Genomic DNA, 13,836 nt, shown 5'->3' with positions numbered 1-13,836 from the left:
TTTCCTTTTTCCATTTTCCTTTTAACTTAATAGATATGAAAAAACTAAAAGTAATGACGGTGGTAGGAACCCGTCCTGAAATCATCAGATTATCACGAGTACTAGACGCCTTAGATGCTTCTAAAGCAGTAGAACATATCATCGTCCATACAGGACAAAACTACGATTACGAATTAAATCAAATCTTTTTTGAAGATTTAGGACTTCGTAAACCCGATTATTTCTTAGAAGCTGCGGGGAAAACAGCCACCGAAACAGTAGGAAATATTTTAATCAAAATAGATCCGCTTTTAGAGGAAATAAAACCTGATGCTTTTTTAGTTTTAGGTGATACAAATTCATGTTTATGTGCCATTCCTGCAAAAAAACGTCATATTCCGATTTTTCACATGGAAGCAGGAAATCGTTGTTTTGATCAAAGGGTTCCAGAAGAAACAAACCGTAAGATCGTAGACCATACAGCAGATATTAACTTAACATATTCAGACATTGCGAGAGAATATTTGTTAAGAGAAGGATTACCAGCAGATCGTATTATCAAAACAGGTTCTCCAATGTTCGAAGTTCTAAATCATTATTTGCCAGAAATCAAAGCATCAAATGTTTTAGAAAAATTAGATTTAGTAAAAGGGAAGTTTTTTGTTGTATCTGCTCATAGAGAAGAAAATATCAATTCGGAGAAAAATTTTCGTGGATTGATGACATCATTGAATACAATTGCGGAAAAATATCAATATCCAATTATTGTATCAACGCATCCACGTACACAAAATATGATTGACAAGATGCAAATCGAAACGCGTCCCGAGATTCAGTTTTTAAAACCGCTTGGTTTTCATGATTACAATGCATTGCAAATGCATGCATATGCTTGTTTATCAGATTCAGGAACAATTTCAGAAGAATCATCTATTCTTAATTTCAAAGCGCTAAATATTCGTCAAGCACACGAACGTCCAGAAGCGATGGAAGAAGCATCTGTAATGATGGTAGGTCTTTCTCCAGAGAGAATTATGCAAGGTTTAACGCAAGTTTTACAACAAAAAGTAGGTGAAGAAAGAAATTTCCGCCCTGTTGCAGATTACTCAATGCCAAATGTTTCTGAAAAAGTCGTAAGAATTATTATTTCTTATGCAGATTATATTAAAAGAACCGTTTGGTCAGAAGAAATATAGAAGAGTATGAAAGTTTTGATGATTAATTCTGTATCAGGTTATGGAAGTACAGGCTCTATTTGCGAGGATATTGCAAATGTGTTGGAACAGCAAGGGCATGAATGTTATATTGCTTATGGGCAGTTATCAACATCTTATCATAAAAGCTTTAAAATAGGTACGCGAATAGAAAATCATCTTCACAATGTAGGTCGTCGTCTTATAGGTAAACAAGGATATTATACTAAAAGAGGAACTACAAAATTGATTGATTTTATAAAAGAATATAATCCTGATGTTATTCATTTACATAATTTACATGGTAATTATTTAAATTTAGAAATATTATTTGATTTTCTAAATTTAGTACAAAAGCGAGTGATCTGGACATTACACGATTGTTGGGCGTTTACAGGAAGGTGCGCATATTATTCTGATTTATTATGTGATAAGTGGAAAACAGAATGTTCTCATTGTCCGCAATTTAAAACTTATTTATCAAGTGTCTTCTTAGATAAAAGTCAAGAAATGCATCGAGATAAAAAGAAGTGGTTTACAAAATTAGAAAAAGCAACAATACATACAGTGTCAAATTGGTTAGCAGGAGAAGTTAAGCAATCATTACTAAACTGTTATGAAGTAAAGCCTATATACAACTGGATAAATCACAGTATTTTTAGACCGGTTTCAGATGATTCTATCATAGATCAATATAATTTGAATTCAGAAAAATTTACTATTATTTGTGTTAGTGCCCAATGGAGTTTGGGAACGGTACGATACAATGATTTAATAAAATTTGCGAAGGAAATAGGAAATGATTATCAGATTATTGTTGTAGGAAAAGTGGCAAAAAATTGTAAATTTCCGAAAAACTGTAAAGTAATTCCTTATGTGGATGGAAAGAGTGAACTTGCAAAACTATATAATTTTGCAGATGTTTACGTACATTTTTCGACAGAAGATACCTTTGGTTTAGTAATAGCAGAAGCAATGAGTTGTGGTACACCAGTCGTCGTGAACAATGTAACTGCATGTCCTGAAGTTGTTGGCGAGGGTTGTGGGTATGTTATAAAAAGTCGTGATAATTTAGCAAGAATTAATGCAGTTAAAACGATAGAAAAAAATGGAAAATCGTTTTATAGTGAAAAATGTAGAGCTTATGTTCTAGAACATTACGATATAACTATAAATATCAATGAAATTATTAATTTATATAAAAATAAAATGTAAAATATGTTATATATATTAATATTTTTTGCGATTGTAATATTTTTTGTGTTTTTTTCTTCTAGTCTAAGAAAAGGTAATGAAATTAAAACAAAAAATAATTACATTAAAACAATTTGTTTAATTTTTGTTCTATTTTCAGGTTTACGAAATCTTGGGGTGGGAGAAGATACTTATGGATATTATTTAGATTATGAAAACACAAAAAAAATAACTTGGAAAGAAGTATTTGGTAATTTAATAAGTTTTTATAATGGTGAAGGAAAAGATGTTGGTTATTCTATTTTTGTTAAATTTTCACAAGTTTTAACAAATAACTTTCAATTTTATCTATTTTTAGTTGCTATTATATTCTATATTTCCTTTTATAATTTTTTAAAGAATAATACGAATAAAATAACTGAGGCTTTTTTAGCAATAATAATTTTTTATGTATTATATTTTTATGTTTTCTCAATTACTGCAATTAGACAATCGTTAGCTCTTGCAGCAACTTTTTATTGTTATAAATTAATAAAAAAAAGAAAGTTGTTGTTGTTCTTATGTGTTTTACTTCTCACATCACTAATACATAAATCGGTATTAATTTTTATACCGTTCTATTTTTTATGCAATATAAAAAATACGAAATGGATTTTTCCAACTACCTTATTAATATTTCCATTAATAATGATGCTTAAAAATCAATTAACATTTTTTTTAACAGGTTTAGCAGGCTATGAAGATTATAAAGAATTTGATGGAGCGGGAACATTAAACTTTACCATAATATTTATGATGGTTTGTATTTTTACATTATATAGAAAAAAAGTGTTGTTAAAGCAAGATGCTAATAATATCCATTACTATAATGCAATGGCTTGTGCTTTGTTTTTATTGCCTTTATCTTGGGTTAATCCTGCTTTACTTAGAATTACTATGTATTTTTCTATATATATGATTTTGTTAATTCCGAAAGCAATAAATTCATTGATTAAAATTCCTTTCAAAGGTAGAAGAGAAATTGTAGGATGGGCTGTAATAGTATTATTCATATTATTTATTAGGACAAATTATACAAAAGAATATCGTTTTTATTGGGAACCAATTAAATTAGGAGAAAACTATAATGAATAGAATAAAATACATAGGGTTTTACAATCACAATTCATCTAAAATAAACCGTACTTGTGCTTTATCAGCGGTTAATAAAATGGATTATGTCATAAGTAGTTTGAATGAGATTGGATATGGAGTTGATATTATTTCACCTTCTTGGTTAATTTCTACAGAGAAGACCTTTTTTAAAAGAGGAGAAACAATAAGTTTAGCTAATAACAATTATATTTATAGCCCATCTTTTAATACTAAATATAAAATACTTAATTACCTTACCATTGTTTTATCATGGTTATGGTTGTTTTTTTATTTACTAGTCAAAATACGGAAAAATGAAAAAATTATTGTATATCATTCTTTATGGTTAAGTATACCATTATATTATGTAAAAAAACTAAAAAATCTAACAATTATTTTAGAAATAGAAGAGATATATTCTGAAATATGGACTTTTCCTAAATTATTAACTATGTTTGAAGATAGGATAATAAATAATAGTGAGTATTATATCATAGCCTCTGATATTTTAAAAGATAAGCTATCAGAAAAAAAAGAAAAGATTGTTCTATATGGTGATTACAGGGTGAATAAAAGAATACAGAACTACAGTTGTATTGATAAAAAATATATAAATTTAGTATATGCTGGTGGAATTGAAACAGTCAGGAAAGGAGCCTTTAAATCAATAGATATTCTTGAATATTTACCGAATAATTATTACTTAAATATAATAGGGTTTGGGGAGGATGAAGATATTAAATGTTTGAAAGAATGTATAGAGCTATCTCCTTTCAAAAATAGAATAAAATTTCATGGTGAAAAGAAAGGTGAAGATTTCCTTACATTTTTAAATACTTGTGATGTAGGCTTAAATCCTCAAGTTACTGGTGATTATATGGACACTGCATTTCCTTCAAAAATTCTGACATACTTAGGTGCAGGATTAAATATTATTTCTTCAAAAGTCGATTCTATTTATTGTTCAAAGTTAAAAAATGAAATTTTTTTTTATGAAAATATAAAAGAGGTAGAGAATTTTGAATTGGTTAAAATAGAAGAATCATTGATTAGAAATTTACACAAACAATTCGTACACGAATTATTGGAATTATTGCAAAAATAATGTTTAATAAGCTTAAAAAATTAGAAAAAAGAAATAAAAGAGTACTGGTTAATATGTTTTTAGCAGTTGCTCTAAGAGGTTCTGGTATGTTAATTTCATTATTAATGTTACCAATGTATATGAGTTTTTTTTCTAACCAATCTACTTTAGGGATATGGTTTACCTTATTAGCCTTTATTAATTGGTTTATAACATTTGACTTAGGTGTTACAAATGGGCTTAGGAATAGATTAGTAGGCCCTATTCTTAATAGTGATGGAGAAGAAATAAAGAGATTAATTTCATCTTCATACGGTGTAATATTTTTATTATTACTCCTTATTTCAATAATAGCTATTCCAGTGTTTACTTTTATTAATTGGCAAACTTTTCTTAATACCAACATTAGTAATGCATATTTATTAAAAGTTATAGTCATTTTATTTTTAGGAGTAATGATTCAATTTGTATTGAAAACAGTCTATTCCGTATTATATGCTTTAAATAGTCCCAGTTTAGTAAGTTTAATAGCTTTATTTTCGAGTATTTTACTCTTAATAGGGCTAAAAATTTTACCTAAGTATAGTGAAGAAGTAAATTTATTAAATTTAAGTTTATTATACTTAATTACATCTACTTTACCTATAATATTTGTTACAATTTATGTAAAAATATATATATTAAAATCAAATTTCTTTTCTATTAAAAGTATTCATTATAAATACGGAAAAAAAGTATTATCTATTGGTATAATTTTTTTCTTGATTCAAATATTGTATCTTATTATGTCAAATACAAATGAGGTATTTATTACGACAACCAACTCTTCGAAAGATGTTGTTACATATAAGGTTTATTACAGTTTATTTTCTTTGGTGAGTTCTTTTTTTGTAGTAATGATGACTCCATTGTGGTCAGAAATCACCACAGCATATGAAAAAGAAGAATATAATTGGTTAAGTGGTCTTGCTAAACGATTATATAAACTTTTATTTTTATCAATCATTATGTTAATTTTATTAACATTTTCTTCTCAGGCTATTTTAGATATTTGGCTTAAAGAAAAATCATTTCAAATTAATTATTTGTATTGTTTTGTATTTTCAATTTTTGTATTTGTTTCAATGTGGAATTCAATTATATCAAGTTTTGCAAATGGGCTTGGAATATTAAAAATTCAATTGATATTCATGACTGTTGGTGTTTTATTATTTATGGTTTTTATATACATAACAAAAGATTACAATAATTGGATATTTATAATAGTAGCAAATATATTAGCTATGTTGCCTTATTGTATAGTTCAATCAATTTGGCTGAGAAATTTCTTAAAAGAAAAGAGATATTAATAGAGTTTGAAATGAAAAAAATATTAATTAGTATAATAATGCCAGTATATAAAGTAGAAAATTATTTACATACTTGTATAGAAAGCGTATTAAATCAAACATACTCAAATTGGGAGCTGATACTAGTAAACGACGGTTCTCCAGATAATTCTCCAGAAATTTGTGATGAATATGCATCACAAGACCAAAGAATAAAAGTTTTTCATAAGCCCAATGGAGGTGTTGCAAGTGCACGTAATTTAGGACTTGACAACATAACTGGGGAATATGTAACATTTTTAGATAGTGATGATTTTTTTCATCCTGATTATTTAGAGAGTCTATTAAATCTAGGTATTCAGTATTCAGCAGACATTGTTCAATGCGGTTTTATAAGAGGTGTAGAGAAAACATTTCCGATAATAAACAAAAAGCAGGAAATAAAAATGGTTGACAACTATGATGTATTTCTAAAAGGTTATGCTAAAATTATTGTTTGGGGAAAATTATATAAAAAGTATCTTTTTGAAGAATTAAAAATTCCAGAAAATAAATTATTTGAAGACGATTTCATTACATGGAGATGGTACTTCAAAGCAAAAAAGATAGTTGTAACCAATAAATTACTTTATTATTATACAGATAATAATGAAAGTACAATGGCAGGGTATGAAAAAAAACCACGACTAGATTTTATGGAAGCATATGAGGAGAGAATAGAATTCTTTAAAAACATAAGTGTAAAGTCGATGGAAGATTATTCTAGAATGCATTTTTGTAAAGCATTATTATTAACATACGAAAATAAGATGTTGACAAAAGAACAAAGACAATATGTTTATATAAACTTTCAAAAAAATTGGTCAAATATAAAATACTCTAAATATATACCTATACATTTAAAAACCCTATTTTATATGTTTAACATAGCACCCAAAAGTGTTTCATATATTTTGAGTTTAAAAAAGTAACATGAAAAAAATGAAAATTTTAATTATTGCAGATGAAGTTTGGAATGATGATATTCATGGGAACAATGTTTTAAGTAATTGGTTTTCTAATTTTGATGCAGATTTTGCAGAAATCTATTGTAGTCCAGGAACTCCAAAGAATAAAGTCTGTAATCAGTACTTTCAAATTACTGATGCAATGATGGCGAAATCTATTTTAGGTAAAAAAGCAGGTAATAAGTTTGAGATTAATATTTCTCAAATGCAACAAAACCAAACAACCCAAAATACAGAAGAAATACCTGTGAAATTTTATAGTTTTATGAAATCTATTGCTGGTGAAGGTATTAGAACAATTAGAGATTTGATTTGGTTATTCGGGAGATATGAAAAATATGAATTACAAAAATTCATAGATGACTTTAATCCTGATATCGTGTTTTGTCCACGTTTATTAACGCCTAAATTACTTCGTCTTGAAAACATAGTTTCAAAAATGACAAATGCACCTTTTGTTGCTTTTACAGCTGATGATGAGGCTTCTTTAAAACAAAAAAACTATTCACCACTTTATTGGTTAAAAAGAATATGTTTTAGAAAAGCATTTCAAAACCATGTAAAGCTGTATAAACATTATTTTATGTTTTCAGAGGCACAAGCAAAAGATTACGAAACTGCCTATAATATTTCAACTTCTACGCTTTTCAAATCAGGTAATTTTGATAAAAAGTTAGAAGAGAAAAATATAAATATACCTATAAAGTTGGTATACGCAGGGAGGTTATATTGTAATAGATGGAAAACATTAGTTGAGATTTCGAAAGCTCTAAAACAAATAAATGCAGATGAGTTAAAAATGACCTTGGATATTTATACGCAAGAAAAAGTTACAACTGAACAGAGAAAAGCTTTAATGTTATCAAATGATGTAGTTTTACATAAACCAGTTAAACCTGAAGAACTTATTAGTATTTATAAGAATGCAGACATAGCTTTGCATGTAGAATCATTTGACAAAAAATATAAATATGCAACGAGAGTTTCATTTTCTACTAAAATAATAGATCTTATGGCTTCTACTTGTGCTATTATAGCAATATGTTGGGATAAACATGCGGGTTTTCAATATCTTAAAAAGAATGATTCAGCTTTTTGTATTTCTGATGCAGAACAAATAAAATCAATGCTAGAAAAGATAGTAAACAATCCACAATTAATAAGGACTTATTCTAGAAAAGCTTTCGAATGTGGAAAAATAAATCATAATAATTTGTTGATTGAGAATAAAATAAGAAATGTTTTTGAAAAAGTTATTAAACTAGAGGGTAAATAGATGAAAGAAAAATTTTTTCTCATAACAACAGTTTCTATGTCTTTAAATTTTTTTAAAGAACAGATAAATCATATTAATCAATTTTATGACGTAACTCTTATTAGCTCACCTTCTAATCAATTAAAAGAAATTGCAACTAGAGAAAATGTAAATTATAAAGGAATAAAAATGAATAGAGAAATAGCTCTATTTAATGATATTAAAAGTTTAATATATCTTATAATATTCTTTTTAAAAGAGAAACCTACAGTAGTACATTGTAATACACCTAAAGCATCTTTATTAGGATTGATAGCTGCTTATATTACGAGAGTACCTAATAGAATTTATTATATACATGGATTAAGATATGAAGGTGTAACAGGAATAAAGCGAAAAATATTGATTACAATGGAAAAAATATCATGTTTTTGTGCAAATAAAATTATTGCTGTTAGCTTTGGTGTAAAAGAGATTGTACAAAATGATTTAACACCAAAGAAAGTAGACGTTATACATAATGGTAGTGCAAATGGAATGCTTATAGATGATTTTGTAAATTCATACTATAACACATCAGAAATTCGGGAAGAATTAAATATTTTGAAATCAGATTTTGTATATGGTTTTGTGGGTAGAATAGTTGGTGATAAAGGGATAAATGAGCTGATTGAGGCATTTCAGTTATTAAATGAAGAATATAAAAACACAAAACTTCTTTTAATAGGATTTTATGAAGAAGAATTAGATCCTTTAAAAAAGGAAACAATAGAAAGAATAAAAAATAATCAAAACATAATAGAATTAGGTTTTCAGAAAGATGTAAAAAAATATTTATCAATTATTAATGTCTTTGTATCTCCTTCTTATAGAGAAGGGTTTGGATTATCTTTATTAGAAGCTAATTTGATGGGAAAACCTGTTATAGCAACAAAAATAACAGGATATACAGAAATTATTAATCAAGGAGAAAATGGATTTTTAATCCCTATTAAGAATAGTAAGGAGTTAAAAAATAAAATGGAATGGAGTTTACTTAACTCTAAAATAATATTAACAATGGAAGACCGCTGCGTTAATATTGTCAAAGAAAAATACAACCATGTGGACGTTTTAAAACATGCTCTTAATTATTATTTACAAATGAAAAAGAATTAATAAAGTTAAATTATTAGTAAAAATGTATAAACACTTTTTCAAACGCCTTTTTGACTTTATCATTGCTTTGATAGGGTTGATTATTCTTTTGCCAATATTTCTATTCGTAATGGTAGGGCTTTATTTTGCAAATGAAGGCAAACCATTTTTCTTTCAAGCTCGTCCAGGATTGAATGAGAAAATCTTTAATATTATCAAGTTCAAAACGATGAACGATAAGAAGGATGCTAATGGGAATCTTTTGTCTGATGCTGAACGTTTAACGCCAATCGGAGCATTTGTTCGTAAAACATCATTAGACGAAATTCCTCAATTAATCAATGTCTTAAAAGGAGATATGGCACTAATTGGTCCTCGACCATTGCTTCCACAATATTTACCATTGTACAACGAAACGCAAAAACGTCGTCATGATGTACGTCCAGGTATTACGGGTTGGGCGCAAGTAAATGGTAGAAATGCCATTTCTTGGACTAAGAAATTTGAATTAGATGTCTGGTATGTGGACAATATATCCTTAATTTTGGACATAAGAATTTTTTTTCTAACGATAAAGAAAGTTTTTGTCCGAGAAGGGATATCTCAAGAAGGACAAGCAACTATGGAAATGTTTAACGGAAAAAATTAATAAATGCATATAGTAAAATTATTAACTAAAATCAACGAGACAGGTTTAACTACTAATACACTAGATTTAACCGAAGCATTCATTCAAAAAGGACATAGAGTTACATTATTTATAGGTAGGGATAATTATCAAAATGCAGGATTACACTATTTAGAGAAAAGATTTTTGGCATCTGGTGCCAACATAGTCTGGTTTGAAAATGTAGATAAGGCTAATACTTTTCAAAAAGTTTATCAGACTTTGGTTTTATTACGAAAATTAAGCAAGCTGAAATGCGACATAATTCATGTCCAGTCTCCTTATCTATCGTTTATACCATATTTACTCAATAAAAAATTTGTGTCAACATTGCATGTTGCTGATTTACCTCATCGTTTTGAATACAAAAATGCTACTAGAGTTATTGCTATAAGTAGGGAAACAAAAGATTATGGAATAAGGCACTTTGGATATAAAGAAAGTCAAATAGATTTGATCTTACATGGTGTTTCTAAAAGATATCAAAATTCTATCAGTTCCAGAGAAAAACATGTACTTAAAGAAAAATTTTCTATACCATCAGATTCTCTAATTATTGGAATAGTTGCAAGTATTGAGAAACGTAAAGGTCACGATGTTTTATTGGAAGCAATTCAGCATTTAAAAATTTCTGGTGTAAATTACAAAGTATTGATTGTAGGTTCAAGTAAATCAGAAAATGAAAAGGAATGGTTAGAAAATTTAATTATTCAGACAAAAACTGAAGATAGAATTGTTCAAATTCCATATCAAGATCCTAAACCATTTTATGATATAATGGACATATTTGTTTTACCATCAAGATTAGAAGGATTTCCATTAGTAGCTATTGAAGCGTTTTTATCAGGTTGTTGTTTGGTTAGAAGTAATGTAGAAGGTGCCTATGATCAGATTGAACATGGTAAAACAGGTTTTCTCTTTGAAAATGAAAATGTAATTGAGTTGAAAAATATTTTGGAAAAATTAATTAATGATGATAGATTAAGAATGGAAGTGGCTAAGAATGGTAGAGAATTTGCACTTAAAAATTTTACATCCGATATAATGGCGGAAAAAACTCTTGAAGTTTACCAAAAAGTAATTAATTTATAATGAACAATAACATACTTATAACATCAGCAGGACAAAGAGTTTCTTTGGTAAAAGCTTTTCAAACTGAGATTAAGAAACTAAACGGTACAAATAAGGTTTATACAGTAGATCTTAATCCTATTTTGGCTCCGGCTTGCCATGTGTCAGATGGGTATAGAACTGTTAAAAGAGTAATAGATTCAAATTATATTTCTGAAGTTCTGCAAATATGTAATGAATTAGAAATTAAAATAATTGTTCCTACAATTGATACGGAATTATTGGTTTTAGCAGAGAATAAAGATCTGTTCTTAAATAATGGAATAACGCCAATTGTTTCATCTTTAGATTTTGTAAAAGCGTGTAGAGATAAACGAATTATTAATCAATTTTTTCTCGAAAATAATATCGATATTCCAAAGAATTTAGATAAAAATAACCTTACTTTTCCTTTATTTATTAAGCCTTATGATGGATCCTTAAGTAAGGATACTTTTCTGATCGAAAATGAATCTCAATTAACAGATTATCATTTCGAAAATCCAAAGTTGATGTTTATGGAATATATTGATCATGCTAAACATGATGAATATACAGTAGATACCTACTATGATAAAAATGGAAATTTAAAATGTATTGTTCCTCGTAAACGTATTTTTGTTCGTGCGGGTGAAGTTAATAAAGGAGTTACACACAAAAATGAAATTGTTTCTTATGTTAAGGAAAGACTTTCCTATATAGAGGGTGCTGTAGGATGTCTAACAATGCAATTTTTCTTTAATCAAGAAACAAAACGTATCATTGGAATTGAGATAAACCCTCGTTTTGGAGGAGGTTATCCACTGAGTTATTTAGCAGGAGCTAATTATCCTAAATATTTGATTGAAGAATATATTTTAGGAAAAACGATTGATTATACTGAAAATTGGGAGAATAATTTATTAATGCTTCGTTATGACGATGAAGTTTTAGTTCGTAATTATGAAGGTTAAATATATCATTTTTGATCTTGATGATACATTAATGTACGAAATTGATTTTCTCAAATCAGCTTTTAAAGAAATAGCAGATTTTATAGATAAAAAGAATCAAGAAGAATTGTTCAAACTAATGTTGATTAAATATCACGAAGGAGAAAATGTATTTGATTTTTTGATAAATAATTACACTAATTTTTCAAAAGAACAGCTTTTACAAATGTATAGAAACCATTTTCCGAATATTTCTTTAAACGAAGGGACAGATGACCTTTTAAAAAAAATAAAATCCAAAGGATATAAATTAGGTTTGATTACAGATGGTCGTTCTGTAACACAGCGAAATAAATTAAAGGCTTTAGAGATAGAAAATTTATTTGATAGAATAGTAATATCAGAAGAGTTTGGATCAATGAAACCTAATGAGAGTAATTTTAAAGTTTTCCAAGAGCCTGAAATAGATGACTATTTTTACATTGGAGATAATACAAAAAAAGATTTTGTAACTCCAAATAAATTAGGGTGGACTTCAATTTGTATATTAAACAAAGGATTTAATATACATAAACAAGATTTTAATTTAGATCAACAATTTTTACCTCAATTAAAGATAAATAGTTTAAATGAATTATTAAAATTATAAAAAAGATAAGGCTCCATTAGGAGCCTTTTATATGTTGACTAATTTGAAAAATTCATATAATTTAATTTCTCGCGCTTCACAAATTCTTAAAATTGTTTTTAAACTGATATTATAATTTTCATCTTCTTTAATTAATCTTACAGTCTTTTCATCAATTCCATGAGAATTTGCAAAAGAAAGGTTGCTTTGACTATCTGCTAACCAATTGTCTCTTATAAACTCTACAATTTTTCTGTTTTTATCCTTCATTTAGACAAATGAAAGAGTTATTTAAAAAAATAATTCGGATTTATATCCGAATATCAAATATTATTATTATATTTGTTATCAGATAGTTAAAAAATAAAGTAAAAATACTTTTATCTCGCATTGGAAAACTGGTAATTTTTGTAGCAACGAGAAAATAAGTAAATTTGCTCACGACCTAGGCGTGGGCTCTCTTATTGTTGCTCGGTATACCAGTACCTCTAATGCTTTAAGAAGAGTTCCATGCCTTTCTTGTTTTTGGTCGTTTTCTTCCATCACATTCGCATCGAACTTTATACACTTGGTTATTCCTCTATACCATTTGTTTTACCCTCTACACTTTTGCAAGATTTAAAGATTTTGCACAGACGGTTATTCGATTCAGTTAGAATTGTAAAATGTAGTAGTTATGACGTACAAAGTATTATGGATTGAAGTTGAGACTTTAGATGCGATTCTGAAACAAGTTCAGAATGACAAAATTCGTTGTTATAAGTGTTAACGAATTTGAATATTGAAAAAGAATAAAGAATCCTACGATTTAGAATCGAAATGCAATTCAATTCGAAATTATTGGAATAAAAAAAGTTGGAGTGTTTGAGTGGAGCGAGTTGCCAACTTTATGAAAATAATTTAGTTAGTTGAATCATTGAGAGACTACTGTCGGCATCTTTTTTTGTTTCGTTTTTTTGGATGAGCAAAAAAATGAAAAATAAAGAAAAGACATTTCGATACTATTTTCTTTTTCTATGAAACGAAAATCACTCAATGTGACAGCAAGAAAGAATAAAACGTTAAGCGTAGAACGCAAAACTTAATAAAAACCCCTTTCCCAAAAACAAAGTTGGCGCGATGTACTGGAAAAGGAGTGGCTTTTAAAACTAATGTTGAATTTTAAAAAACTTATGTAAAATTATGAAA

13 protein-coding genes are annotated in these 13,836 nt (G+C 27.6%); 12 read left to right on the top strand and 1 reads right to left on the bottom strand.

What is annotated here, in order from left to right; all coding sequences use genetic code 11:
• The first annotated feature begins 35 nt into the window (after positions 1–35).
• From wecB to B2217_RS03355, 12 genes are read left to right on the top strand one after another with little or no spacing between them, the layout of a single operon-like run.
• Entirely contained in the window at positions 36–1,175 is a 1,140-nt protein-coding gene (gene wecB / locus B2217_RS03410) for a non-hydrolyzing UDP-N-acetylglucosamine 2-epimerase (RefSeq protein ID WP_291122094.1), read from the top strand.
• Positions 1,176–1,181: 6 nt separating this feature from the next.
• Positions 1,182–2,387, top strand: coding sequence for a glycosyltransferase (locus B2217_RS03405; protein ID WP_291122093.1), 1,206 nt, complete (start codon positions 1,182–1,184; stop codon positions 2,385–2,387).
• Positions 2,388–2,390: 3 nt separating this feature from the next.
• Complete coding sequence (locus B2217_RS03400; RefSeq protein ID WP_291122092.1) at positions 2,391–3,500, top strand: EpsG family protein; 1,110 nt, start codon at positions 2,391–2,393, stop codon at positions 3,498–3,500.
• Positions 3,493–4,605, top strand: coding sequence for a hypothetical protein (locus B2217_RS03395; protein WP_291122091.1), 1,113 nt, complete (start codon positions 3,493–3,495; stop codon positions 4,603–4,605). The genes B2217_RS03400 and B2217_RS03395 overlap by 8 nt, the downstream gene beginning before the upstream one ends.
• On the top strand, positions 4,605–5,933 hold the full coding sequence (locus B2217_RS03390; protein WP_291122090.1) for a hypothetical protein: 1,329 nt from the start codon (positions 4,605–4,607) through the stop codon (positions 5,931–5,933). Before B2217_RS03395 ends, B2217_RS03390 begins: the two co-directional genes overlap by 1 nt.
• A gap of 11 nt (positions 5,934–5,944) precedes the next feature.
• Positions 5,945–6,883, top strand: a complete 939-nt coding sequence (locus B2217_RS03385; RefSeq protein ID WP_291122089.1) for a glycosyltransferase family 2 protein — start codon at positions 5,945–5,947, stop codon at positions 6,881–6,883.
• Position 6,884: 1 nt separating this feature from the next.
• Positions 6,885–8,195: a glycosyltransferase gene (locus B2217_RS03380; RefSeq protein WP_291122088.1), complete on the top strand. Its 1,311-nt coding sequence runs from the start codon at positions 6,885–6,887 to the stop codon at positions 8,193–8,195.
• Positions 8,196–9,332 carry a glycosyltransferase family 4 protein gene (locus tag B2217_RS03375; protein ID WP_291122087.1) on the top strand — a complete coding sequence of 379 codons (1,137 nt, stop codon included), beginning with the start codon at positions 8,196–8,198 and terminating at the stop codon, positions 9,330–9,332.
• Between the two features lie 22 nt (positions 9,333–9,354).
• Positions 9,355–9,960 (top strand): sugar transferase, encoded by a 606-nt coding sequence (locus B2217_RS03370; protein WP_291122086.1) that lies wholly within the window; start codon positions 9,355–9,357, stop codon positions 9,958–9,960.
• 3 nt (positions 9,961–9,963) lie between these two features.
• The gene (locus B2217_RS03365) at positions 9,964–11,070 is read left to right on the top strand and encodes a glycosyltransferase family 4 protein (protein ID WP_291122085.1); all 1,107 of its coding nucleotides are present in this window, start codon (positions 9,964–9,966) and stop codon (positions 11,068–11,070) included.
• The gene (locus B2217_RS03360; RefSeq protein WP_291122084.1) at positions 11,070–12,041 is read left to right on the top strand and encodes an ATP-grasp domain-containing protein; all 972 of its coding nucleotides are present in this window, start codon (positions 11,070–11,072) and stop codon (positions 12,039–12,041) included. The genes B2217_RS03365 and B2217_RS03360 overlap by 1 nt, the downstream gene beginning before the upstream one ends.
• Positions 12,031–12,669, top strand: a complete 639-nt coding sequence (locus B2217_RS03355; RefSeq protein WP_291122083.1) for an HAD family hydrolase — start codon at positions 12,031–12,033, stop codon at positions 12,667–12,669. The genes B2217_RS03360 and B2217_RS03355 overlap by 11 nt, the downstream gene beginning before the upstream one ends.
• A gap of 27 nt (positions 12,670–12,696) precedes the next feature.
• Here B2217_RS03355 and B2217_RS03350 read toward each other — a convergent pair whose 3' ends face one another.
• Positions 12,697–12,918, bottom strand: a complete 222-nt coding sequence (locus tag B2217_RS03350) for a hypothetical protein (RefSeq protein WP_280045891.1) — start codon at positions 12,916–12,918, stop codon at positions 12,697–12,699.
• Between the last annotated feature and the right edge of the window lie 918 nt (positions 12,919–13,836).

This window comes from Empedobacter sp. UBA7620 (assembly GCF_002484185.1).
GTDB classification, from domain to species: Bacteria; Bacteroidota; Bacteroidia; order Flavobacteriales; family Weeksellaceae; genus Empedobacter; species Empedobacter falsenii_C.
The sequence above is the reverse complement of the archived record's forward strand: the minus strand, read 5'-3'. Positions and strand labels throughout refer to the sequence as shown.